This window comes from Amycolatopsis heterodermiae, assembly GCF_034929455.1.
GTDB lineage: Bacteria > Actinomycetota > Actinomycetes > Mycobacteriales > Pseudonocardiaceae > Amycolatopsis > Amycolatopsis heterodermiae.
The window spans coordinates 91456-115482 of the sequence record NZ_JAYFSI010000014.1 but is presented as its reverse complement, the minus strand read 5'-3'; the positions used below and the strand labels follow the sequence as shown (position 1 = coordinate 115482).

Sequence of the window (24027 nt, the reverse complement as noted above, 5' to 3'; positions counted from 1 at the left end):
ACGTGGTGTCATGGCCGAGAGCGGAGCTTCGCCGCCGGGCGGGAACCCTCGCTTCCACGAGGACCTGGTCGGGCTGGACCCGTTTGACCCGGAGGCGCGCGCGTTCGCCGAGCACCTCGACCGGATCGAGCGATCCGGTCCCAACTACACCATCGAGGCCGCTCTCGACGGCGTCGCCGATTTCGCCGACTCCAGCAACCGCCTCGGCGGGCTGCGCTACTGGGTGTCGGCCCTGATCGTCGTGCTCATCGTCCTCGGCGTGATAGTCGCCGCATGGGACATCGTGGTGCACGCCCTCGCGTGGCTCTCGGCGTAACGTGGAACGGGTGAAAGGTATGAAACCCGTTGTCGGCGCCACCCCACGCGTCGTGAAGTCCGAGCAGGAATGGCGGGCGGAGCTGGGCCCGGAGGAGTACGCCGTGCTCCGCCAGGCCGGCACCGAACGGCCGTTCACCGGTGAGTACACCGACACCAAGACGACCGGCGTCTACGAGTGCCGCGCCTGTGGTGCCGAGCTGTTCCGCAGCGACACGAAGTTCGAGAGCCACTGCGGCTGGCCGTCGTTCTACGACCCGGCGGACTCCGACGCCGTCCTCCTCCGCGAAGACCGGACCATGGGCATGAAGCGCATCGAGGTGCTCTGCGGCTCCTGCCACAGCCACCTCGGGCACGTCTTCGAGGGCGAGGGGTACGCGACCCCGACCGACCAGCGCTACTGCATCAACTCGATCTCGCTCAAGCTGACGCCCCAGGAGTGAGACCGCAGTCCTAAATCCTCCTTAAACCGGCAACCCTCCGCCCTCCCTCGAACGTAGTCTCCGCACACGGACGAGGGAGGGCGGAGTCATGACCGACACGTGGGGCATTCCCGGACCGCTGTTCACAGGCCTCTACCTGGGCCTGCTTCTCATTCCCCTGATCCACGCGGTGGTGCGCACCCGCGCGCTGCAGCGCGGCCACGCGGGCGGCTCACCGCAGACCACCGAAGAGCTGGCGCTGCTGACCGGCGAGCGCACCCGCCTCGGCGAGGTCGTCATCGCGCGGCTGCTGGAGCGCGGCCTGATCCGGATGGACGGCAACGGCCGCCTCTACCGCATCCGAAGCAGCTCTTCGAACGTCCTCGACCGCGTCGCGCTCGAGCGGATCAGCAAGGCCGGCACGTCCGTCGACCTGGTGCGCAGCACGGTGGAGCCGCTGCCGGCGGTGGCGGAGCTGGAGGCCGGGCTGGCCGCCCGCGGGCTGGTCGCCGACGTCCGGAAACTGCGCCTCACGTCGGTGACGACGGCGGTGGCGTACTGGGCGCTGTTCGTGCTCGGCGTCGTCCGGCTGATCGCCGGGTCGAGCACCGGGCACCCCGTCGGCTTCCTGGTCGTGCTTCTGCTGCTGAACGCCGTCGCGGCGCTCGTCGGCACGGTCCGGGCCGCGAAGGTCGTCCCCGAGGCGAAGGCCACCGACGCCGGCCGGGCGGCCGCCGAGGAGGCCCGCCGGGCCGGGACGCTGACGTCCGGCGCGGCCGGCGCCGTCGCGAGCAGCGGGCTCGCCGCCTACCCGGACAAGGAGATCCGCGCGGCCGTCAGCCGCGCGGTGCACGCCGCCGCCCGGACCTACGCCCGCCCGTCGGGCCGCTCGAGCTGGGCGGGTGGCACGGCCGTCGGGTTCTTCGGCGGCAGCTCGTGCGGTGGGGGCGGAAGCTCATGCGGCGGCGGGGGTGGCAGCTCCTGCGGAGGTGGTGGCGGCGGGGGGTGCGGCGGTTGAAACGCCGACGCGACCTGCTGCGTCTCACAGCTACGGTAACCGCATCCAACTGAGGGGAGACGGGCGATGGACGACCCGTGGGGCATCTCCGGACCCGATTTCGTGGTCCTCTACATCGCTTTGCTCGGCGCGGCCCTGCTGATCCGGCTGATCGTGGCGGGCGTCGTGGGCAGCCGCGCGGCGCGCGCCGACAACGTCCAGCCGGGCCCGCCGCCGACCGTCTACGAACTCGCGTTCCTCGCGGGTGGTCCGGACCGCGCGGTGGACGCGGCGATCGCGGCGCTGGTGGAGCGCGGTCAGCTGCGCGTCAACAGCTACAAGCAGATCAGCCAGGCCGGGACGCGGCCGGTCGAACCGCTGGAGCGGGCCGTCGCCGACGTCGCGCAGCTGAAGACGACGGCGACGATCCGCGCGCAGGTCCGCAGCTCGGCGGCCATGCGCGCGCTGGAGGACGGTCTCGACCGCCGGGGCCTGCTGGCGTCCGCGTCCGCGAAGCGCCAGGCCCGCACGTTCGGGCTGGTCCTGCAGCTGGCCGTGCTGGTGCTGGGCGTGGCGCGGCTGGTCAACGGCATTTCGCTGGGGCGTCCGGTCGGGATCCTGGTGCCGCTGGTGCTGATCGCGGCCGTCCTGACGATCGTGGCCGCGGTGCGGCGGACGAAGCTCGGGCCCCGGCAGCCGTCGGCCGCGGGGCACCGGCTGCTCGGCCAGGCGCGCTCGGCGGCGTCCGGCCCGGTCCCGGCCGGCGCGCTGGCCGGGGGTTTCCTGCTCGGCGGCGCGGTGGCCGCGGTCGCGCTGGGCGGCTGGGCGATGTACCCGGACGAGGAGCTGGGCGCGGCCCTGACCCCGCCGGCCGGCTTCGGCGGCGGCGGGTCGTCGGGCGGCTCGTCCTGCTCGAGCTCGTCGTGCAGCAGCGGTTCGTCGTGCAGCAGCGGGTCTTCGTGTGGCGGCGGCGGGTGCGGTGGAGGGGGTTGCGGTGGGTGAGCTCGGCATCGGGATCGGCTGGCGGCACGAGCTCGACCTGTCCATCGCGCGGCTGCCGGGCGTCGACTGGGTCGAGGTCGTCGCCGAGAACCTGCACCACGACGACCTTCCCGAGACGCTGGTGGCGTTGCGGCAGCGGGGAATGCCGGTGCTGCCGCACGCCGTTTCCCTTTCGCTCGGCGGGGCCGAGCCGCTCGACACCGGGCGCGTCCAGCACCTCGCGGAGGTCGCGCGGGCGCTGGACGCGCCGCTGGTCAGCGACCACGTCTGCTTCGTGCGCGCGGGCGGGCTCGACTCCGGGCACCTGATGCCGCTCCCCCGTACCCGGGAGGCGCTGGACGTCCTGGTCGCGAACGTGCGGCTGGCGCAGTCCATTGTGGACGTCCCGTTCGCGCTGGAGAACATCGCCGCGGTGCTGGAGTGGCCTGCTTCGGAACTGACGGAGGAACAGTTCCTCACCGAACTGACCGAGCGGACGGACTGCCGGTTGATCATCGACGTCGCGAACCTCTACGCCAACGCCCGCAACATCGGCACCGACCCGGAGGCGTTCCTGGACGGCATCCCGTGGGAGCGGCTGGCGTACGTGCACATGGCGGGCGGCATCGAGCGCGACGGCGTCTACCACGACACGCACGCGCACCCGGTGCTGCCGGAAGTGCTTGCGCTGCTGGGGGAACTCCGCCGCCGGACCGACCCGCCGGGAGTCCTGCTGGAACGCGACGACGACTACCCGAGCGACGCGGAACTGGCCGCGGAGCTGGCGGCCCTCCGGGCGGCGGTGACGGTGTGAGCCGCGAGGACCTGGCGGCCCGCCAGGCGGAACTGCTGCACGCCCTGCTGGCGGACGGCCCGCCCCCGCCGGGCTTCGACAGGTCGCGGCTGCGGGTGGAGGCTCAGGTCCTGCGCCGGAAGCACGGCCGGGTGCTGGCCTACCAGCGGCCGGAGCTGGCGGAGGCCTTGGGCGAGCGGTACGGGGCGCTGTTCGCGGAGTTCGCGGCGCGGCGCCCGAAGTCGGCCACGGAGCATTCGCACGCTTACGCGGACGCGTTCACTGAGTGGCTGATCGAGTCGGGCCATTTGCCGAAGCCCAAGCGGGGGTTGCTTTCCCGGCTCCGGCGTCGCTGAGCCCGAACGCCCCAATGTGGCGTTCGGTGCATCCAGCGCACCCAATGTGGCGTTCGGTGCATCCAACGCACCCAACGCGGCGTTCGGTGCATCCAACGCACCCAATGCCACATTGGGGCGCTGGGGTCCGGAACCCGGTTGTCCACAAGTCGGGTGGCTTGTGGACAACTCGGCCCGGACCAGGGTTTTTGTCGTACCCCGCCGGTAGACTGGTTGCGGGGGCATCCCCCGGGGAGGGCAGGCCCTGCCGTCGGGCCGATCCGCCGCCGGGTGGCTCGACCGCTGGGTCAGGGTGTCCAGGTCGGCTTGTCGACACCCGGCAGCCGCGTTCCGAAGTCCCAATGCGGCTCTGCGCCCGGCAAGCCTCCCGCCATGCGGACCCGGGTCAGGCGGCCGTAGCCGCTTTCCGTCTGCTCCAGCAGGTCGCTGTAGTCCACTTCGGACGAACCCGGGTCCTTGCGGCCCAGGGAATCCAGCCAGTGGCCGGTTCCGGCGAGGGAAAGCCTGACCCGCCAGGTGCCGCCGTCGGTTACCTGGCGGCGGACCGCCGTCATGATCGCCGCCGCGGCCAGCCAGCCTGTTGCGTGGTCCAGCGCCTGGACCGGAAGCGGTGACGGGCCGTCAGAACCCCACGCGATGCCGTTCGACATCTGGACCAGGCTGTCGAAACCGCGCCGCCTGGCCCACGGGCCTTCCCAGCCATAGGCACTCAGGTCCGCGATCACCAAGCCAGGTCGCAGCTCAGCCAGCTCGGCGGGGCCGAAGCCGATCCGCTCCAGCGCGCCCGGGCGGAACGACTGCACCAGGACGTCGGCGCGGCTGATCAGCTTCTTGAGGCGGGCGCGGCCACCTTCGGTGTCCAGCGCGACGAACGTGGATCGCTTGCCCTGTCCGGTGTCCCGCGCCAATGTCTCGACGCGGGGCAGGTGCGCGGCCCCGACGTGCAGGACGTCGGCGCCGTGCGCGGCCAGGACTCGCCCCGCCACCGGGCCGGCCAGCACGTGGGTCAGCTCCAGTACCCGGACCCCGCCCAGCGGGCGGTCCGAATAGAACAACGTCCGCTTCGGGGCCTCGTCGATCGGCTCCAAGTGAACCAGCGGCAGGGAAGCCACCGCCTCGCCCTGCGGGTGCGCCGCCCAGTCCTCCGGCGAACGCAGCTCCGCGGCCGCTCCCCCGGCGCTGACGACGGCGTGCTCGACCTCGCGCGCGATGCGCCCGGCGACCGTCTTCGTCACGACGTCCCGGCTGCCGGGGACGCCGAGGCCCCAGCACACCGCGGCTTCGTGGCGCGGGTAGTTGCAGTGCAGACGGACCCAGCCGTCGACCGTGCGGTAGTTGCCCGAAAGCGGTCCCCAGACCGGCTCCGGTGAAGCGCCCTCGACCCGCGAAAAGGCTTCGCTCGCGAACGACGCCGCCGCGTGGCGGGTGTCCGCCGTGACGACGCCGGGGTCGATCTCGCGCAGCTTAAGCAGTTCGCCGGCGGACAGGGTCGCCGCGGCGACGGACGCCGTCGCGGCCGCCGCCACCCGGTACGGCCCGGGCAGCACGTCTTCGGCGCCGGTCAGCTCGACCGGTCCCGGCGTCTCCCCGGTCAGGGTGTGCCAGACGCCGTCCAGGATCTCGCGCACTACGGCAGCGCCGCGACGAGCTCGGCGGGCGGCACGCGGGTGCCGGTGTAGAACGGGATCTCTTCGCGCACGTGCAGCCGCGCCTCGGTGCCGCGCAGGTGGCGCATCAGATCGACGATCCGGTGCAGTTCATCGGCCTCGAAGGCGAGGATCCACTCGTAGTCGCCCAGCGCGAACGACGCGACGGTGTTGGCGCGCACGTCCGGGTAGTCGCGGGCCTCCTTGCCGTGGTCGGCGAGCATCTTCCGGCGCTCGTTCTCCGGCAGCAGGTACCACTCGTAGGAGCGGACGAACGGGTAGACGCAGATGAACTTGCGCGCCTCTTCCCCGGCCAGGAACGCCGGGATGTGGCTCTTGTTGAACTCGGCGGGCCGGTGCAGCGCGGTCTGGCTCCAGACCGGCGTCGACGCGCGCCCGAGCGGCGTCCGCCGGAACCCGGCGTAGGCGGCCTGGACCTGCTCGATCTCCTCGGCGTGCCACCAGATCATGTAGTCGGCGTCGGCCCGCAGCGCGGAGAGGTCGTACACCCCGCGGACGACGACGCCCTTCGACTCGAGGCCGTCGAGGTACTCGGTGGTCTCGCGACCGGCGGTCCCGCGGTCCTCACCCAGCCTGCCGGGTTCGATCCGGAAGACCGACCAGGTGGTGTACCGGATGGTGTCGTTGAGCTCGTTGAAGTTGACCCGCGCCATACGTCCATCCTGTCACCGCGCCCCGCGAGGCGCCCCCACGGGTCGGGGTGACAGCACTCACGCGGAAAGGTGCGCGGCCACCCGGTTCGCGGCCGCTTCGGCCGTCGCCACGCAGGCCGGCAGGCCGACGCCGTGCAGGGTCGCGCCCGCGACCGCCAGGCCCGGCACCTCGGCGATCGCCTTCTCGATGCGCTCCACCCGCTCCAGGTGCCCGGTGCCGTACTGCGGCAGCCCGCCGCCCCAGCGCGTCACCAGCGTCTCGACCGGTTCCGCCGTGATGCCGGTGAGCCGCGCGAGGTCGTCGCGGACCAGGCGGACCAGCTCGACGTCGTCCGCCTTCAGCGCGCCCAGCTCGCCGAACCGGCCGACCGAGCCGCGGACCAGCACCGGGCCCGTGCCGAAGTGCGCCCACTTGCGCGAAGAAAAAGTGAACGCCTTCGACGCGTACGGCACGCCTGACGCGTCACGCTCGCCCTGGCCGATCAGGATCCCCGACGCCGCCGGCAGGTCCGTGCCCTGCGGCAGCGCCAGCGCGACCACCGCCATCGACGCCAGCTCGACCTCGCCGAACGCCGCCGACGCCGCCGGCACCAGGTCCGCGAGCAGGCGGCGGGCCGAGGGCGCCGGCACCGCGAGGACCACCGCGTCGGCGTCGACCGTGTTCTCCGCCGGCGCGTGCGCGGTCGGCGCCGCGCCGATCCGCAGCCGCCAGCGGGTGCCGTTGCGTTCGATGTCGCAGACCGGCAGCCCGGCCCGCAGGTCGGCACCGGACAGCTCGGTCAGCCGGTCGACCACCGTGCCCAGCCCGCCGGAGACCGTGCCGAACACCGGCGCCGTGCTGGGTGAGGCGGGCAGCTGGGACGCGGCCGCCGCGGTCAGCGAACCCGCGCCGGCGGCCACCGCCGCGGCCAGGCCCGGCATGGTCGCGCGCAGGCCGAGACCGTCGGCCCCGCCCGCGTAGACCCCGCCGAGCAGCGGGTCGACCAGGCGATCCACCAGCTCGTCGCCGAACCGCTCGCGCAGCAGCGGGCCCAGCGGCACGTCCCCGCCCGGCAGCCGCAGCTCCGGCAGCGACGCCTCGGCCTCGACCGCGCGGCGCCCGGCCTCCGACAGCACCCCGGCGACCGACTCCGCCGACGCCGGGACGCCCATCACGGTGCCCGGCGGCAGCCCGGTGACGGTCCCGCCGGCGTGGATCTTCGCGCGGGCGCCGGTCGGGTGGACGACGTCGAGGCCCAGCTCGCGGACCAGCCCGAGCATCTCGGGACGGCGGACGAGGAACGCCTCGGCGCCGACGTCGTAGGGCACCCCGGCCAGCTCGGCCGTGCGCAGCTTGCCGCCCGGCGTCCGGGTCTTCTCGAAGACGACGATCTCGACGTCGCTGCCCAGCAGCCGCCGCAGCCGGTACGCGGCGGTCAGCCCGGAGACGCCGGCCCCGACGACCGCGACCCGTTTCACAGCTCGTGCACCAGCCCGACCACCCGGGTCAGCACCTCGGGGTCGACACCGGGGAGGACACCGTGGCCCAGGTTGAAGATGTGGCCGTCCGCGGCGCGCCCTTCGGCGACGATGCGGCGGACCTCGGCCTCGAGCACCGGCCAGGACGCGTGCAGCAGCGCCGGGTCCAGGTTACCCTGCACCACGGCCTTGCCGCCGAGCCGGCGGACGGCCTCGTCCAGCGGGATCCGCCAGTCGACGCCGACGACGTCCGCGCCCGCGTCGCGCATCGCGGCGAGCAGCTCGCCGGTGCCGACGCCGAAGTGGATGCGCGGGACGCCGTAGGAGGCGACGCCGTCGAGGACCTTCGCCGAGTGCGGCAGGACGAACTCGCGGTAGTCCCGCTCGGACAGCGCGCCGGCCCAGGAGTCGAACAGCTGGACCGCGTCGACGCCGGCGTCGAGCTGCGCACGCAGGAAGGTCAGCGCGATGTCGGCCAGCCGCCCGGCCAGCTCGTGCCAGACCTCCGGCGACGAGTGCATCAGCGCCTTGGTGTGCTCGTGGTTGCGGCTCGGCCCGCCTTCGATGAGGTAGCTGGCCAGCGTGAACGGCGCGCCGGCGAAGCCGATCAGCGGCGTCTCGCCGAGCCGCTCGACCAGCAGCCGGATGCCGTCGGCGACCCGCTCGACCTGGTCCGGCGTCAGTTCCGGCAGGGCCTTCACGGCGGCGAGGTCGCGCACCGGCGTCCCGACCACCGGGCCGGTGCCCGGGACGATGTCGAGGTCGACCCCGGCGGCCTTGAGCGGCACCACGATGTCGCTGTACAGGATGGCCGCGTCGACGCCGTGCCGCCGGACCGGCTGCAGCGTGATCTCGGCGAGCATCTCGGGGTCGAAGCAGGAGTCGAGCATCGGCACGCCTTCGCGCAGCGCGCGGTACTCGGGCAGCGATCGCCCGGCCTGGCGCATGAACCAGACGGGCGTGCGCGCCGGGCGGTCGCCGCGCGCGGCGGCCAGGAACGGGGCTTCGGGCAGCTCGCGGCGGGCGGACGCGGCGGTCCGCTGCGGCAGAGGCGTGGTGGGAGACATCGTCTTCAATCGTGCCACGAGCCCGGCGGGGCCCTTCTCTCGGCGCGCCTCCGCCCGCAACAGGGCGTGCCCGCCCTAAAGTCGATGCGTGACCGCGACGAAACCAGTGCCCGAACTCTTCCGAGAAGCAGTCGCGGCCCTGCAGTCCGTCCGGCCCCGCCGCGAGGTGCTGCTGGAGCCGATGCGGCCGCCGCAGCGGCTCGCTCCGTGGGCCTACGCGGTGAGCACCGAGGTCTCCGGTCCCGCCGACGTGCTGGCCTCGGGCCGGCTGGTCCTGCTGCACGACCCGGACGGCCAGGAGGGCTGGGACGGCGTCCTGCGCCTGGTCATGTACGTCCGCGCGGAGCTGGACCGCGAGCTGGCGACCGACCCGTTCCTGCCTGCCGTCGGCTGGTCGTGGCTGACCGACGCGCTGGAGGTGTCCGGCGCGAGCTGGAAGTCGCTGGGCGGCACGGTCACCGAGACGTCGTCGGCCCGCTTCGGCGACATCTCCGGCCCGGCCCGCACCGACGACCTGGAGCTCCGGGCGTCCTGGACGCCCACCGACGGCGCGCTGCTGCCGCACGGGCAGGCGTTCTGCCAGGTGATGGCGAGCGTCGTCGGCCTGCCGCCGGTCGGCGTCACGCTCTTCGGGCAGCGCCAGAACTCCTGAGGCCGTCCGGGCGACGATCGGCAACGGAACGGCAACGGCGGATCTCCCTCGGCCGTCAGGACCACACCACCTTGTACGGATGTGAGCAAAATTCGCATCCGGTGAACGACGTCCAAGTGCGCCCGGAACCACCGGACGGCGGCTCAGCGGGCCTCTGCGCGCCGTGAATGGTCCGGACAACACCGGACCCCGGCGGACCACCGCGGTCGTTCCCGAGGCCATTTCACGTCTTGCGCGAGTGCCCCCGTTCGTGAGACAACGCCGTCACGGAGTGCAACAAGATCAACTAGCGCCGCCGCGGCCGTCCGGGCCCGCGAACCCGCCTCACGGGATACGGACAGTCACCACGGGCGGTCGCGAGAACCTCTCTGAAGCCGTTTCACGAAGTTGATCATGCCCCGGCCGGAGCCACATTCCGGCGCAGTCGGACCCGCGTGGAACCCCCGGTCGGCGGACGCACCGGAAGGTGCACGGCCCATCTGCACGGCCATTTGGGCGCCGGTAACTTCTTTGCATCGTGTTCGCTGGGCTATCCGTTAGCAACCGGCCGTGTACTAGCCCGATCGTGTTACTACGAACCCACTGAGTGACTGTTCGTTTGAGATAGATACCCATTCGATCCCCCCAGAACGGCCTCAGGGCGGCTACAGTGCCTTCGACGACACCACTTTCGGTCTAAAGCTGGCGCGGCTGAACGGCCGAAGGTCCCGGTGCCGGTCGGGGGGCACGACCGACTCCAGGGAGGTAGTGACGTGGCTACCGTCGGCATTTCTCAGGCCGTCCGATCCACGCCAGCCGGTGCATTGCCGGCGAGCATGGTTCCGCACCCGCGGGAAGAGCTTTTTTCCGTGTTGGTGGTCGATGACCACCCGCTGTTGAGGGAGGCAATCGCAGCAAGACTCGCACAGATGGGTGCGGGTACCGTTCACGAAGCCGCCACGGTGGCCGAAGCGAGGGCGCGAGCACAGGCCACAGGGCCCTGTGACCTGGCGATCCTCGATCTCGGACTGCCGGACGGCAGCGGCATCGAACTGGTTACGGAACTCCGTAGCCACGGGTGGCCGCGCGTGGTGGTCCTCGCATCCTCGGACGACCCGTACGCGGTCCGCTCGGCCTTCCAGGCCGGGGCCCAGGCGTACCTGCTGAAGTCCGCGTCGCCGGTCGTAGTGACCGACGGCGTGCGGCGTGTGCTCGAAGGCGGCGTTTACGCCGACCCGAGCGTGGCTCCGGTGCTCGCCACCGGGACCCGCGTCGCCGGCACCGACAACACCCCGCGCGAGCTCTCCGCTCGTGAGGTGGAGGTGCTCCAGCTGGTCGCCGACGGACAGTCCAACAAGGAGATCGGCGAGGAACTTTCCCTCTCCGCACTCACCGTCAAGTCCCACCTCTCCCGGATCGGGCGCAAGCTCGGCACGGGTGACCGGGCTCAGATGGTTGCGCTGGCCATGCGTGCCGGCGTGATCCGCTGACGTAGACAACACCTCCCTGCGGGGCGGGCGGACCAGGCGCGGTACGCCCGTCCCGTAGGGTCGTCAAACATGGGAAGCGCAGAAGCCGAGGACGCCGGGATGGAGATCGAGTCCACTGGCGGCCCCGTGCTGCTACGCGAGCCGGCCGAGGGCACACCCCCGGTGGTCACCGACCAACGCGCGCTGGCCGAGGCCTGCGCGCGACTTGCCGCGGGCACCGGCGCGGTCGCCGTCGACACCGAACGCGCGTCCGGCTACCGGTACTGGCCCAAGGCCTACCTCGTCCAGCTGCGGCGCGAGGGGTCCGGCACGGTCCTGATCGACCCGACCGAGCTCGACGACCTCACGCCGCTGAAGAACGTCCTCAACTCCCTGGAGTGGGTGCTGCACGCCGCCTCCCAGGACCTCCCCTGCCTCGCCGAGCTGGACCTGCACCCCGCGGGGCTGTTCGACACCGAGCTGGCCGGCCGCCTGGCGGGCTACGAGCGCGTGGCGCTCGGGACGCTCGTCGAGCTGCTGCTCGGCTACACCCTCGAGAAGGGCCACAGCGCGGCCGACTGGTCGAAGCGGCCCCTGCCGGTCGACTGGCTGAACTACGCCGCCCTCGACGTCGAGCTGCTCATCCAGCTGCGCGAAAAGCTGGAGGCGGAGCTGGGCGCCCAGGGCAAGCTCGAGTGGGCGCAGCAGGAGTTCGAAGCCGTCCGCACCGCGCCGCCGCCCGCCCCGCGGGCCGAGCCGTGGCGCCGGACGTCCGGGGTGCACAAGATCCGCAGCCCGCGCGGGCTCGCCGTGGTGCGCGAGCTGTGGCAGGCGCGGGACGAGCTGGCCCGCAAGCGCGACCGCGCGCCGAGCCGGATCCTGCCGGACAGCGCGATCATCAACGCCGTCACCGCCGACCCGAAGACGGTCGAAGAGCTGCAGGCGCTGCCGGTGTTCAGCGGCCGCGTCCAGCGCAAGTACACCGCGAGCTGGCTGCGGCACCTGCAGGCGGCCAAGGCGCTGCCGGCGAGCGAACTGCCGTCGCCGTCGCAGCCCACCGACGGCCCGCCGCCGGTGAACCGCTGGGCGGACAAGGACCCGGACGCCGCGGCCCGCTTGGCCGCAGCCCGCGCGGCCCTGTCGGCCATCGCGGAGGACCGCCGGCTGCCGGTGGAGAACCTGCTGCTGCCGGACCTGGTCCGCCGCACGTGCTGGCGTCCCCCGGCCCAGCTGGACGAAGACGTCGTCGCGGACGTCCTGCGCGCGGGCGGAGCCCGCCCGTGGCAGGTCGAGCTGACGGCGGCGGCGCTGAGCAAGGCCCTGCACGCCGCGGCGGCCTGACGCTAGTTCGCCGTCTCGCGGGCCGCGGCCAGGGCGTCGGCCGTCCGGAGTGTCTCCGGATGGCCGCGTCCCAGCACCAGCTCGAAGCCTTCGGCCGCGTACTCGTACGCGACGACGGCGTCGGCCCACTCCTCGCGGCGGAAGTGCACCCGGGCCACCACGCCCTAGGCCCGCAGCAGGACCGGGTGGCCGGGCGGGAACGGGCCCGCGGCCAGGACGGCCCGCGCGTAATGATCGGCGTCGGCCAGGCGGTCGGTCTCGGTCAAGACCCGGCTCAGCAGCAGGCGGGACTCCCACGTGAGCCGATCCTCGGGACCGGGGAAGACCAGGCGCTCCTGCAGCACCGACTCCGCGAGTGACGCGGCTTCGGCGAACTCGCCGTTCAGGAACAGGGCGTACGCCAGTTCGGCGCGCACCTTCACCGGGTCGTCGGGGTCTTGGGGCTGTTCGCGCAGAGCCGTGATCCACGGGCCCGGCGCGCCCAGCAACGCTTGGATCTCCTGGCGGATGGCTTGCACGTCGTCGTGCAGCGCGGGCCCGGCCTCGCGCAGCGTCTGTTCGGCCTCGTCGAACCGGCCCAGCTCCGCCTGGGCCGAGGCGATCCACAGCAGGACGTCCACTGGGGGTTCCACCACGGCCCGGTAGGCGTCGATCGCCGCCGCGTACCGGCCCGCCCGGTGCAGCGTGCTCGCCGCCGCGACGCGACAGTGGTGGACCATCGGGTGTTCCTGGCCCAGGACGTAGGCGTAGGCCCCCTGCAGCCAGGCGTACAGCGCCAGCGCTTCGTCGACCCGGCCGGCCTCCTCACAGCGCGAGGCGATGCCGTACCAAGACGTCAACGCGATCACGTTCCGCGGGCCGAACACCCGGCCCTGGTCCGCGACCATCTCTCGCAGCCACGCCTCGGTAGCCGGGTCCCGGAGTTCGAGCAGCCGTTCCCCGATGTCCTGCCGCAACTCCAGCGCCTCGATGCTGTCACGCTTGCGCTTGCGGTCCAGTTTCGCGTGCAGCCACGTGATCTCGCCGCGAAGCCGCTGGACGTCCACTAGTCGGTGGAGGTCGCGAGGAGCGCGTGCGCTTCGGCCCGCAGCTCTTCGGTCGGCTCCGGCAGCCCGGCCAGCCGGACGACGCCGTCGGCGCCTTCGCGGGTGTGGGCCTCGACGTCCAGCTCCGGGTCGTCCCGGCGGATCACCGCGATGCTCTCCACCAGGCCGAAGACGAGGTCCGTGCGCACGGCCACCGGAACCACGCCCGCCGCCTCGAGCAGGTCGCCGTAGGCCGCCTTCAGCTCCGCGCGCTCGGCGCGGAAGCGGGCCAGGTTGGGCGAGCCGACCTCGGGCAGCAGGTACAGCGCGCCCAGGTTGTGCCGGGCGCCGCCGAGCAGGCCGATGTCCGCGTAGGCCAGGGCCCACAGCCGGACGGCCACCGCCGCCTCCCCCGCGACCAGCCGCGCGGCCAGCACCAGCGACGGCCGGACCGTGCCGGCCAGCAGCGCGGCGAGGATGTCCTCCTTCGCCGGGAAGTGGTAGTAGAGCGACGCCTGGCGCAGCCCGGCCCGCTCGGCGATCGCGCGGGTCGTCGTCGCCGCGTACCCCGCTCCGGTGAACAGCTCCCCCGCCGCGTCGAGCACGGCCTGCCGCGCGTCCGGGCGGTTCGCCGCCGCGCCACTCGCCCGGGGTCTGCCGACCCCCGCCCCTTTGACCACGGCGTTGATCCTGCCAGGTCGCCCACCCGCCGGTGATCACCGAGGGGGCGTTACGTCCGGATGTCGCCGTTGACGCGCCGCCCGCGGATCGGTTAACCGGGCGGCAACACCGCGGAGATCGTCACGTCGTGCCGCCGTCCTAATTTCTGTCATGCGATCGAAAAAACGAGACGGGGAGCGTCCATGACCGATGAGCTGGCCGGCTTCGGCTACCGCCAAGAGCTGAGACGCTCCCTCGGCGGCTTCTCCGCCTTCGCCGCGGGCTTCTCCTTCGTCTCGATCCTGACGACCGTCTTCCAGCTCTTCGGCTTCGGCTTCACCTTCGGCGGGCCGCGGTTCTTCTGGACGTGGCCGGTCGTGCTCGCCGGCCAGCTGCTCGTCGCGCTGGTGTTCGCCGAGCTCGCCGCGCGCTACCCGCTGGCCGGATCCGTGTACCAGTGGGCGAAGCAGCTGACGCGCGGCTTCCTCGGCTGGCTCGCCGGCTGGATGATGCTGCTCGGCTGCGTCGTCGCCCTCGCCGCCGCGGCGATCGCGCTGCAGGTCGTGCTGCCGTCCGTCTGGGACGGCTTCCAGGTCGTCGGCGGCGATCCGGCGGTGACGTCGCCGACCGGCGCGGCCAACGCCGTCCTGCTCGGCACCGTGCTGCTCCTGTTCACCACCGCCGTCAACGTCGGCGGGGTGCGGCTGATGGCCCGGATCAACGACGTCGGCGTGGCGGCCGAGCTGCTCGGCGTCGTGGTGCTGGTGCTCGGGCTCGGCCTGTTCGCCGTCCGCGGCCCGCAGGTCGTGCTGCACGACGCCGCCGGCAGCGCGCCCGGGATCGGCGGCGTGCTCGCGTCGGCGCTCATGGCGGCCTACGTCCTCTACGGCTTCGACACCGCCGCGTCCGTGGCCGAGGAGACGAAGAACGCGCGAAGGGCGGCGCCGCGGGCGGTCCTGCGTGCCGTGCTCGTGTCCGGCGTCGGCGGGCTGGCCGTGGTGCTCACCGCGCTGATGGCCGCGCCGAGCCTCACCGACGGGCAGCTCGCCGGCCGCGGCCTGCCGTACGTGATCACCGCCGTCTTCGGCGACACCCTCGGCCGGGTCTTCCTCGCCGACGTCGCGATCGCCGTCGTCGTCTGCACCCTGACGATCCAAACCGGCACGGTCCGGCTGATCTACGCGATGGCCCGCGACGGCGCGCTCCCCGGCTCGGCGCGGCTGGCCGGGGTGAACCGCCGGACCGGGGCACCGGTCGCGCCCGCGCTGCTGTCCGGCGCGCTCGCCATCGCCCTCCTGCTGCTCAACGTCGGCAACCCGACGCTGTTCAGCACGATCACCGGGACGTCGGTCGTGGTCGTCTACCTGGCGTACCTGCTGGTCACGGGCCCGCTGCTGCTGAAACGGCTGCGCGGGCGGTTCCCGGCCGAGCCCGGCCGGTTCTCCCTCGGCCGCTGGGGTGTCCCGCTGAACGGGACAGCCGTCGCCTACGGCGTGGCCATGATCGTCAACATCGCCTGGCCGCGTGCGGAGATCTACGACGTCGCCGGTTCGGGCGCAGCTTGGCTGCTGTTGTTCCCGATAGAGTTCGTCGGCGGCGCGCTGGTGATCGGCGCGTTCTGCTGGCTGCGGCTCCGCCCCGCTCCCGCCCTCGAACCGGCCACCTGAGAGGACGTCCGATGAGCACGACCGCGACCACCCACGGCGCGCGCGACCACGCCCGGGCCCAAGCGGGCACCGTCGTCGACACGATGCCGTCGATCCCGGCGAGCACGTGGTCGTCCCCGCCACCCGGGATCGCGCCCGAGGCCCTGACCTGGGCCGAGACGGTCGGCGGCGGCGGGTATGCGCACAAGGTGCTGGCCCGCGGCACCCGGCTGCGGCTCACCGACGTCGAGGGTGACGCGTGCGCGCACCTGCTGCTGTTCAACGCCGACCAGCCCTGGGAGCGGCTGAACGTCGCCGACACGGTGAAGGTGCAGTGGAACGCCTACCTCGGCGGGTCCGTGGCGCTGCTGTCGGACCAGGCCCGGGTGCTCGCGACGATCGTCGCGGACTCCAGCGGCCGCCACGACGCGCTGTGCGGGACGTCCACTGTGGACGGCAACACCGAGCGCTACGGCGACGGCGCCCCGCAGGGCCCCTCCCCCGCCGGGCTCCCGCTGTTCACCTTGGCGGCGGCGAAGAACGGGCTCGGCCCGCGCGACCTGCCGCCGAGCCTGTCGTTCTTCCAGGGCGTGCGCGTGGGTTCCGCCGGCGAGCTGGAGTTCACCGGGTCCGCGGGGGCCGGCAAGTCGGTGGACCTGCGGATCGAGATCTCGTCGATCGTGCTGCTGGCCAACGTGCCGCACCCGGTCGACCCGCGGCCGGACTACACCGCGACCAACCTCGAAGTGCTCGCCTGGCGGGACCGGCCGTCCACACCGGACAGTCCCGAATGGACGCACACGCCGGAGGCCAGGCGCGCCTTCGAGAACACGGCCGACTACCTGACCGCGAGGGGGATCGCGTGAGCACCGCCTACGAGTCCCAGCTGGAACTCACCTTCGACGTCCCCGCGCGGGCGCCGTTCTCCCTGGTGCTCAAGCAGGGCCAAGAGCTGTCGATCATCGACCTCGGCGGCAACCAGGCCGTCGACTTCCTTTGCTACGACGCCAACGACACGGCGAAGCGGTACAGCGCCGCGGCGACGATCGCCGCGCAGCGCAACATCTTCCTCACCACCGGCAGCGTGCTGCGCACCCAGGAGGGCGCGCCGCTGCTGACCGTCGTCGCCGACACCTGCGGGCGGCACGACACGCTCGGCGGCGCGTGCAGCAAGGAGTCCAACAGCCTGCGCTACGGCCAGCACACCCGGTTCCAGCACGCCTGCGTCGAGAACTTCCTCATCGAGGGCGCGAAGTGGGGCCTCGGCAAGCGCGACCTCGTCAGCAACGTCAACTGGTACATGAACGTGCCGGTCGAGGCGGACGGCACCCTCGGCATCGTCGACGGGATCTCCGCGCCGGGCCTGGAGGTCCGGCTGCGCGCCGAGACCGACGTCCTGGTCCTGGTGTCGAACTGCCCGCAGATCAACAACCCCTGCAACGGGTTCGACCCGACGCCGGTGCGGCTGGTCGTGACGGCTTCCGGGGGCGGGGCGTGAGACTGCTCGTCGCCAACCGCGGGGAGATCGCCGTCCGGATCCTGCGCAGCGCCAAGGAACTGGGCCTCGAAACCGTCGCGGTGTACTCGGACGCCGACCGCCTGGCCCCGCACGTCCGGCTCGCCGACCGGGCCGTGCGGCTCGGCCCGGCCCCGGCGGCGGAAAGCTACCTGCGGGCCGACGCGATCATCGCGGCCGCCCTCGAAACCAGCTGCGACGCCGTCCACCCGGGGTACGGGTTCCTCTCCGAGGACGCGGCGTTCGCGCGGGCCTGCGAGGACGCCGGGCTGGCGTTCGCCGGCCCGTCGCCCGAGCACCTGGAGGTGTTCGGCAGCAAGCACACCGCGCGCGAGGCGGCGATCGCGGCGGACGTCCCGCTGCTGCCCGGCACCGGCCTGCTGTCCGATGTGGACGAAGCGCTGGCCCGTGCGGCGGAAATCGGTTACCCGGTGATGCTCAAGGCCACCGGGGGCGGCGGCGGGATCGGGATGCGCGCGTGCGCCACCCCCGAAGAACTGCGTGACGCGTGGGACGGCGTCCGCAGCGTCGCGGCCAAGAGCTTCGCCAGCTCCGGGGTGTTCCTGGAACGGCTGGTGCGCCACGCGCGGCACGTCGAGGTCCAGGTGTTCGGCGACGGGTTCGGCGAGGTCCTCGCGCTGGGCACGCGCGACTGCTCGCTGCAGCGGCGCAACCAGAAGGTCGTCGAGGAGTGCCCGGCGCCGGACCTGCCCGAGGACGTCCGCCGTCGCCTGGTCGGCTCGGCGATCGCGCTGTGCTCCTCGGTGCGGTACCGCTCGGCGGGCACGGTCGAGTACGTCTACGACCCCGAGCGCGGCGAGGCCGCGTTCCTCGAGGTCAACACGCGGCTGCAGGTCGAGCACCCCGTCACCGAAGCGGTGTACGGCGTCGACCTGGTCGCTTGGATGCTGCGCCTCGCCCAAGGCGACCGCGCGATGTTCCGGGCCGTGCCGATCGCGCGCGGGCACGCCGTCGAAGCGCGGGTGTACGCCGAGGACCCGAGTGCCGGCCACCGGCCGAGCGCGGGCCTCGTGACGCGGGTTTCCCTGCCCTCCGACGCCCGGGTGGACACCTGGGTCGAGCCGGGCACGACCGTCACCACGCACTACGACCCGTTGCTGGCCAAGGTGATCTGCACCGGAACCGACCGTGCGGACGCCCTGGCGAACCTGCGGACCGCGCTGGCCGGGACGCGCGTGGACGGCGTCCGGACCAACCTCGGGCAGCTGCGGGCCGCGGCCGCCGATCCGGCGTTCGAAGCGGCGTCCCACGACACGTCCACTTTGGACGACGTCGAGGACGCCGAGCCGCGGATCGACGTCGTGCGCGGCGGGACCATGACGACCGTGCAGGACTGGCCGGGCCGCACCGGGTACTGGCACGTCGGAGTACCGCCGAGCGGGCCGATGGACGACCGCTCGCTGCGGCTGGGCAACCTCGCGCTGGGCAACCCCGAGGGCGCGCCCGGCCTGGAGTGCACTGTGGACGGTGTCACGCTGCGCTTCTCGCACGCCACCGACGTCTGCGTCACCGGTGCGCCGGCCACCGTACTGGTGGACGGCGCCGAGGTTCCCCTGTGGACACCGATCGAGGTGCCCCCGGGCGCGACCCTCGATGTCCGGGCCTGCACGGCCGGGCTGCGCAGCTACGTGCTGGTGCGCGGCGGTATCGACGTGCCGGAGTTCCTCGGCAGCGCGGCGACGTTCACCCTCGGCCGCTTCGGCGGGCACGGCGGCCGCGCGCTGGCCGCGGGCGACGTCCTGGCCCCGGGACCGGTGCCCGCGGACCCGGTCGTCGGCCCGGTGACCGACCGGCCCGAGTTCGCGTCCCACTGGACGATCGGTGCCCTCGAAGGACCGCACGCGGCGCCGGAGTTCTTCACCCCCGAGGACGTCGACACGTTCTACGCCACCGACTGGCAGGTCCACTTCAACTCGGCGCGCACCGGCGTCCGGCTGGTCGGGCCGCGGCCGAAGTGGGCACGCGCGGACGGCGGCGAGGCGGGGCTGCACCCGTCGAACATCCACGACACGCCGTACGCGATCGGCGCCGTCGACTACACCGGCGACCTGCCGATCCTCCTCGGCCCGGACGGCCCCAGCCTCGGCGGGTTCGTCTGCCCGGCGACGGTCGCCACCGGCGAGCGCTGGAAGCTCGGGCAGCTGCGGCCGGGTGACACCGTGCGGTTCGTGCCGGTCGACACCGACCACGCGGCGGCGCTGCGGGCGCGGCCCGCGTCGGCGGTCGAGCCGAGCCGGCCCGCGCGCCACGACGGCGGTGTCCTCACGCGACTGTCCTCTTCGGACGAGGAGCCGTCGGTGACCTACCGGCGCAGCGGCGACGACAACCTGCTCGTCGAGTACGGCGAGATGAAACTCGACCTCGCGCTGCGGATGCGGGTGCACGCGCTCGCCGAGCGGCTCGCGGCCGAGGGCGTGCCGGGGATCGTCGACCTGACACCGGGCATCCGGTCGCTGCAGGTGCACGTCGACCCGGACGCGCTGCCGGTCGGCAAGGCGCTCGGCCTGGTGCGGGAGCTCGAACGCGACCTGCCGCCGACGCACGACCTCGTGGTGCCGAGCCGCAGCGTGCGGCTCCCGCTGTCGTGGGACGACCCGGCGACGCGCGAAGCGATCGAGCGGTACATGACCGGCGTGCGCGACGACGCGCCGTGGTGCCCGTGGAACATCGAGTTCATCCGGCGGGTCAACGGACTGTCCAGTGTGGACGACGTCTACCGCACGGTGTTCGACGCGGAGTACCTGGTGCTCGGGCTCGGCGACGTCTACCTGGGCGCGCCGGTCGCAACGCCGCTCGACCCACGGCACCGCCTGGTCACGACGAAGTACAACCCGGCGCGGACGTGGACGGCCGAGAACTCCGTCGGCATCGGCGGCGCGTACCTCTGCATCTACGGGATGGAGGGGCCGGGCGGGTACCAGTTCGTCGGGCGGACAGTGCAGGTGTGGAACAGCTGGCTGGGTGCACAGCAGCCGTGGCGGCTGCGGTTCTTCGACCGGATCTCCTGGTACCCGGTGTCCGCGGACGAGTTGCTGGACCTGCGGGCGCGCTCGTCGGCCGGTCAGCTGGAGCTGGACGTCACCGACGGCTCGTTCGTGCTGGCGGACTACCAGAAGTTCCTGTCCGACAACGCGTCGAGCATCGCGGACTTCCGGGCGACGCAGACGGCGGCGTTCGAAGCGGAGCGGCAGGCGTGGGCGGCGGCGGGTGAGTTCGACCCGAAACCGGAACCGGTGACGCGGCCCCCGGCGCGCGTCGAGGCGCCGCCGGGCGGGCACGTCGTCGAGGCGCCGTTCGCGGCGACCGTGTGGCGGGTGGACGTCTCGGTGGGCGAGCGTGTTGAGGACGCGCAGTCGCTGGTGACGCTGGAAGCGATGAAGACGGAGGCGCGGATCCCGGCGCCGGCCGGCGGGAAGGTGGTCGACGTGCTCGTGTCCCCCGGTGACCAGGTGGCGCCCGGCACGCCGCTGGTGGTGCTCGGATGAGCCTCCTGGAACGGGTGCGCGCGGCGTACCGCCGGATCGAGCAGGTCGACCGGCCGGAGATCTGGATCGACCTGCGCCCGGAGGCCGACGTCCTGGCCGAAGCGGCCGCGCTGGAAGAGCGTGGGCTGCCGCTCCACGGGAAGCTCGTCGCGGTGAAGGGCAACATCGACGTCGCCGGCCTGCCGACGACCGCGGGGTGCCCGGCGTACGCGTACCGGCCGGAGGCGGACGCGCCGGTCGTCGCGCGGCTGCGGGCGGCCGGGGCGCTGGTGCTCGGCACGACGAACCTGGACCAGTTCGCGACCGGGCTGGTCGGCACGCGCAGCCCGTACGGCGCGGTCCGCAACGCCGTCGACCCGGCCTACGTCTCGGGCGGTTCGAGTTCCGGTTCGGCGGTGGCGGTCGCCCTCGGCATCGTGGACCTGGCGCTGGGCACCGACACCGCCGGTTCGGGGCGGGTGCCGGCGGCGTTCAACGGGATCGTCGGCCTCAAGCCGACCCCGGGCCTGCTGCCGACCGAGGGGGTCGTCCCGGCGTGCCGCAGCATCGACTGCGTCTCGCTCTTCGCGCGGACGGTCGAGGAAGCGTCGTTCGCCTTGACGTGCCTGGCCGAGCCCGCCCAGATCCACACGGGACGGTTCCGCATCGGCGTTCCCTCGGACCTCGGCCCGCTCGCGCCCGGCTGGGCGGAGGCGTTCGCCGCCACGGTCGAGGACTACGCCGCGGCGGGCGCCGAAGTGACCACTGTGGACATATCGACTTTCCTGGAAGCGGCGGGGTTGCTGTACGGCGGCGCGTTCGTCGCCGAGCGGTACACGGCGGTCGGCGAGTTCCTGGACGCGCACCCGGACGACTGCGACCCGGTGGTGCACGGCATCATCACCGGCGCCCGGGACATCCCGGCGCACCGGCTGTTCGCCGACCAGGAGACCCTGGCCGGACTGCGCACCGAGGCTCTCGCGGTGCTGGCGGGCGTCGACGCGCTCCTGCTCCCGACGACCACCGAGCACCCCACGCTCGCCGAGGTCGCCGCGGACCCGGTCGCCGTCAACGCGCGGTTGGGCCGGTTCACCAACTCCACCAACCTGTTCGGCCTGTCGGCCCTGGCGGTCCCGGCGGGCACGGTGGCCGGCCGCCCGTTCGGCGTCATGCTGGTCGGCGCCCCGCACGACGACCTGAAGCTGACGGCGCTCGCGACCCTCCGCCCCGAGCGGGTCCCGATCGTGGTGGTCGGCGCCCACCTCCGGGACCAGCCCCTGAACCACGAACTGACTTCTCGTGGCGGCCGGTTCGTCTCCGAGGTTTCCACGGCGGCTGCTTACCGCTTGTACGCATTGGACACTTCGCCGCCCAAGCCGGGCCTGCTGCGCGTCCCCGAGGACGGCGTCCCGGTGGCGGCGGAGGTCTGGTCCCTTCCCGTACGGGGCTTCGGCGAGTTCGTCTCGCGGATCCCGTCGCCGCTGGCCATCGGCAAGGTGGAGCTGGCGGACGGCCGCGAGGTGTCGGGCTTCCTGTGCGAACCGTCGGCGACCGAAGGAGCGGAGGACATCTCCGCCACCGGCGGCTGGCTCGCGTACCTGGCGTCGCGATAAATCAGGTGCGCTCCCGGGCACACTGGAGAGGTGAAAGCTCTACCGTGCGGCCATCTCGCGCCGGCCGCCGGGGCGCGTGTCTGCGCCCATCTGACCACCGACAACGGACCTGACTGCTTCCGCGTGCTCACCGGCGTCGCGACCCGGTACGACCTGCTGTGCCAGGTGTGCGCCGACCTCGATGCCCCCGAGCTGCTCGACGCGTGCGTCGGCTGCTTCGGCCGGGCCGAGGACGACGCGGACCTCGGCTGGCGCGGCACCCCCGGAATCCTCCGGCACGACCGGGAACTCCCCGGCACCTGGACCACGACCGGCTGCCCGGTCACCCCGCTGAACGACCGCTGCCTCGCGGCCCTCCCGGACGGCTGGCTCGCGCTCACCGCGGCAGGCCTGGTCCGGATCGGCGGCGAACACCGGCTCATCGGACCGGTCGAGTTGCCGCCGGAACCCCCGCGAGAACGGGCGGGCCGCGGACCGGCGCTGTACACGAGCGGCGACGGCCGGTTCGCCGCCGTGGTCACCGACCACGGCCGATACGGCGCGGTCGTCGACCTCGCCTCCGGCGCGGTGACCCTGGCGCTGGACCGGCAGGACTACCACGCCGACACGACCCGGTTCCCGGTCGCGTTCCTCGACGGCGGCACCGGCCCGCTGGTGGTGGCGGCCACCGACTGGAACCGGCTCGACGTCTTCGACGCCGCCACCGGCCGCCTGCTCACCGACCGCGTCACGACCCACGAAGAAAACCCCGAGCACTACTTCGACTACTTCTTCGGCGCGCTGCTGCCGAGCCCGTCCGGGCGCTCCCTGCTCGTCGACGGCTGGGCCTGGCACCCGGTGGGAATCCCGCTGGCGATCGACTGCGAGGCATGGCTCGCGGGTGATCGGCACGCACCCGAACACGGCCGGGCGCTCGCCGACCGCGGCTACTCCTGGAACACCCCGATGGCCTGGGTCGGCGAGGACACCGTTGCCCTCCAGGGCATCGGCGACGACGAGCCGATGCTCGACGGCGTCGAACTCCGCGACGCCCGGGCCGACCGCCGGACCGGGATGTTCGCCGGGCCCAAGGGCCCCATGTGGGGTCACCAAGGCCTGCTGTACGTCACCGCCGAGGCCGGGTTCGAGGTCTGGGACCCCGCCGACGGGGCCCGGGTCGGGTTCGCCGAAGGGTTCCGGCCCATCGCCCATCGCGAGGGCGCCTTCGCCGAATTACGTAACGATCGGCTGAGGATCTGGGTGACGGGGCTCGAACCGGGGCAGTAACCCGCCGATGACCTTGGTGCGGAACCTCCCGGAGGCGGCCATGACCACGGCGACCAGAGCCCCGCTCGTCCACTCCTACCTCTACCTGCGCCGCGCCATCGGGCTGATCGGGCTGGCGCTGCCGATCGTCCTGATCGTCGGCAAGCAGCTCGCCCAGGGCGGCGACCTGATCGGCTCGCTCAGCGGCTACTACTACACCGACCTGCGGAACGTCTTCGTCGGCGCGATGTGCGCGGTCGGGGTGTTCCTGCTCGCCTACTACGGCCACGACTACGTCGACAACATCGCGAGCACGGTGGCCGGGCTGGGCGCGATCGGGCTCGCGCTGTTCCCGACGACGCCGGGCACCGCCGCGACGACCTGGGACCAGACCTCCGGCGTCCTGCACCTCGCGTTCGCGGCGGTGTTCTTCCTGAGCCTGGCCTACTTCTGCCTCCGCTTGTTCCCCCACGACGGCGAGCAGCCCCCGGGCACCGGGGTCGTCTACCGCACGTGCGGCGTCGTGATCCTGGTGTGCCTGGTGCTCATCGCGCTCACCAGCGGCCTCGGCCTGGTGCCGTCGCTGCACCCGGCGTTGTGGCTGGAGAGCGTCGCGATCTGGGCGTTCGGCGTCGCCTGGCTGCTGAAGGGGCAGACGCTCACGCCGCGAAGGACCACGTGAGTGTG

Annotated in this window: 23 protein-coding genes; 16 read left to right on the top strand and 7 right to left on the bottom strand. The window is 72.9% G+C overall.

Annotation, left to right across the window (positions count from 1 at the left end):
- The first annotated feature begins 10 nt into the window (after nucleotides 1-10).
- The 6 genes from VA596_RS41365 (at nucleotide 11) to VA596_RS41340 (ending at nucleotide 3864) form a co-directional block, all read left to right on the top strand.
- The gene (locus VA596_RS41365; RefSeq protein ID WP_323334997.1) at nucleotides 11-316 is read left to right on the top strand and encodes a hypothetical protein; all 306 of its coding nucleotides are present in this window, start codon (nucleotides 11-13) and stop codon (nucleotides 314-316) included.
- A 19-nt stretch (nucleotides 317-335) separates the two neighbouring features.
- Nucleotides 336-758: a peptide-methionine (R)-S-oxide reductase MsrB gene (gene msrB / locus VA596_RS41360; protein ID WP_323334995.1), complete on the top strand. Its 423-nt coding sequence runs from the start codon at nucleotides 336-338 to the stop codon at nucleotides 756-758.
- Between the two features lie 88 nt (nucleotides 759-846).
- A complete protein-coding gene (locus tag VA596_RS41355; protein WP_323334994.1) occupies nucleotides 847-1755 on the top strand; it encodes a TIGR04222 domain-containing membrane protein in 909 nt (302 codons plus the stop codon).
- A gap of 66 nt (nucleotides 1756-1821) precedes the next feature.
- Nucleotides 1822-2736, top strand: coding sequence for a TIGR04222 domain-containing membrane protein (locus tag VA596_RS41350; protein WP_323334993.1), 915 nt, complete (start codon nucleotides 1822-1824; stop codon nucleotides 2734-2736).
- Nucleotides 2729-3529: a DUF692 domain-containing protein gene (locus tag VA596_RS41345; RefSeq protein WP_323334992.1), complete on the top strand. Its 801-nt coding sequence runs from the start codon at nucleotides 2729-2731 to the stop codon at nucleotides 3527-3529. Before VA596_RS41350 ends, VA596_RS41345 begins: the two co-directional genes overlap by 8 nt.
- On the top strand, nucleotides 3526-3864 hold the full coding sequence (locus VA596_RS41340; RefSeq protein WP_323334990.1) for a hypothetical protein: 339 nt from the start codon (nucleotides 3526-3528) through the stop codon (nucleotides 3862-3864). Before VA596_RS41345 ends, VA596_RS41340 begins: the two co-directional genes overlap by 4 nt.
- 287 nt (nucleotides 3865-4151) lie before the next feature.
- On the opposite strand, the gene VA596_RS41335 is transcribed toward VA596_RS41340, so the two are convergent.
- The 4 genes from VA596_RS41335 to hemE are packed head-to-tail and all read right to left on the bottom strand — an operon-like array spanning nucleotide 4152 to nucleotide 8709.
- On the bottom strand, nucleotides 4152-5483 hold the full coding sequence (locus VA596_RS41335) for a CoA transferase (RefSeq protein ID WP_410171971.1): 1332 nt from the start codon (nucleotides 5481-5483) through the stop codon (nucleotides 4152-4154).
- An 8-nt stretch (nucleotides 5484-5491) separates the two neighbouring features.
- Nucleotides 5492-6184, bottom strand: coding sequence for a hydrogen peroxide-dependent heme synthase (gene hemQ / locus VA596_RS41330; protein WP_323334987.1), 693 nt, complete (start codon nucleotides 6182-6184; stop codon nucleotides 5492-5494).
- 57 nt (nucleotides 6185-6241) lie between these two features.
- On the bottom strand, nucleotides 6242-7642 hold the full coding sequence (hemG, locus tag VA596_RS41325) for a protoporphyrinogen oxidase (protein ID WP_323334985.1): 1401 nt from the start codon (nucleotides 7640-7642) through the stop codon (nucleotides 6242-6244).
- Nucleotides 7639-8709 carry a uroporphyrinogen decarboxylase gene (hemE, locus tag VA596_RS41320; protein WP_323334984.1) on the bottom strand — a complete coding sequence of 357 codons (1071 nt, stop codon included), beginning with the start codon at nucleotides 8707-8709 and terminating at the stop codon, nucleotides 7639-7641. Before hemE ends, hemG begins: the two co-directional genes overlap by 4 nt.
- Before the next feature lie 88 nt (nucleotides 8710-8797).
- Here hemE and VA596_RS41315 point away from each other — a divergent pair, with 88 nt between their 5' ends.
- From VA596_RS41315 to VA596_RS41305, 3 genes are all read left to right on the top strand, one after another.
- On the top strand, nucleotides 8798-9361 hold the full coding sequence (locus VA596_RS41315) for a DUF3000 domain-containing protein (protein WP_323334982.1): 564 nt from the start codon (nucleotides 8798-8800) through the stop codon (nucleotides 9359-9361).
- Between the two features lie 752 nt (nucleotides 9362-10113).
- Complete coding sequence (locus tag VA596_RS41310; RefSeq protein ID WP_033261886.1) at nucleotides 10114-10830, top strand: response regulator; 717 nt, start codon at nucleotides 10114-10116, stop codon at nucleotides 10828-10830.
- A 99-nt stretch (nucleotides 10831-10929) separates the two neighbouring features.
- Complete coding sequence (locus VA596_RS41305) at nucleotides 10930-12150, top strand: HRDC domain-containing protein (RefSeq protein ID WP_410171970.1); 1221 nt, start codon at nucleotides 10930-10932, stop codon at nucleotides 12148-12150.
- A 2-nt stretch (nucleotides 12151-12152) separates the two neighbouring features.
- On the opposite strand, the gene VA596_RS41300 is transcribed toward VA596_RS41305, so the two are convergent.
- From VA596_RS41300 to VA596_RS41290, 3 genes are read right to left on the bottom strand one after another with little or no spacing between them, the layout of a single operon-like run.
- A complete protein-coding gene (locus tag VA596_RS41300) occupies nucleotides 12153-12299 on the bottom strand; it encodes a hypothetical protein (protein WP_323334978.1) in 147 nt (48 codons plus the stop codon).
- A gap of 15 nt (nucleotides 12300-12314) precedes the next feature.
- Nucleotides 12315-13196 carry a tetratricopeptide repeat protein gene (locus tag VA596_RS41295; protein ID WP_323334976.1) on the bottom strand — a complete coding sequence of 294 codons (882 nt, stop codon included), beginning with the start codon at nucleotides 13194-13196 and terminating at the stop codon, nucleotides 12315-12317.
- Entirely contained in the window at nucleotides 13196-13855 is a 660-nt protein-coding gene (locus tag VA596_RS41290) for a TetR/AcrR family transcriptional regulator (protein ID WP_323334974.1), read from the bottom strand. The genes VA596_RS41295 and VA596_RS41290 overlap by 1 nt, the downstream gene beginning before the upstream one ends.
- A gap of 183 nt (nucleotides 13856-14038) precedes the next feature.
- On the opposite strand from VA596_RS41290, the gene VA596_RS41285 reads away from it, so the two are divergent.
- From VA596_RS41285 to VA596_RS41255, 7 genes are read left to right on the top strand one after another with little or no spacing between them, the layout of a single operon-like run.
- Complete coding sequence (locus VA596_RS41285) at nucleotides 14039-15502, top strand: amino acid permease (RefSeq protein ID WP_323334972.1); 1464 nt, start codon at nucleotides 14039-14041, stop codon at nucleotides 15500-15502.
- A gap of 11 nt (nucleotides 15503-15513) precedes the next feature.
- Nucleotides 15514-16347, top strand: a complete 834-nt coding sequence (locus VA596_RS41280; protein WP_323334970.1) for an urea amidolyase associated protein UAAP1 — start codon at nucleotides 15514-15516, stop codon at nucleotides 16345-16347.
- On the top strand, nucleotides 16344-16979 hold the full coding sequence (locus VA596_RS41275) for an urea amidolyase associated protein UAAP2 (protein ID WP_323334969.1): 636 nt from the start codon (nucleotides 16344-16346) through the stop codon (nucleotides 16977-16979). Before VA596_RS41280 ends, VA596_RS41275 begins: the two co-directional genes overlap by 4 nt.
- On the top strand, nucleotides 16976-20503 hold the full coding sequence (gene uca, locus VA596_RS41270) for an urea carboxylase (RefSeq protein WP_323334967.1): 3528 nt from the start codon (nucleotides 16976-16978) through the stop codon (nucleotides 20501-20503). The genes VA596_RS41275 and uca overlap by 4 nt, the downstream gene beginning before the upstream one ends.
- On the top strand, nucleotides 20500-22095 hold the full coding sequence (locus VA596_RS41265; protein ID WP_323334965.1) for an allophanate hydrolase: 1596 nt from the start codon (nucleotides 20500-20502) through the stop codon (nucleotides 22093-22095). Before uca ends, VA596_RS41265 begins: the two co-directional genes overlap by 4 nt.
- 30 nt (nucleotides 22096-22125) lie before the next feature.
- Nucleotides 22126-23361 carry a hypothetical protein gene (locus tag VA596_RS41260; protein ID WP_323334963.1) on the top strand — a complete coding sequence of 412 codons (1236 nt, stop codon included), beginning with the start codon at nucleotides 22126-22128 and terminating at the stop codon, nucleotides 23359-23361.
- A 40-nt stretch (nucleotides 23362-23401) separates the two neighbouring features.
- Nucleotides 23402-24022: a DUF998 domain-containing protein gene (locus VA596_RS41255; protein WP_323335361.1), complete on the top strand. Its 621-nt coding sequence runs from the start codon at nucleotides 23402-23404 to the stop codon at nucleotides 24020-24022.
- The last annotated feature ends 5 nt before the right edge of the window (nucleotides 24023-24027 follow it).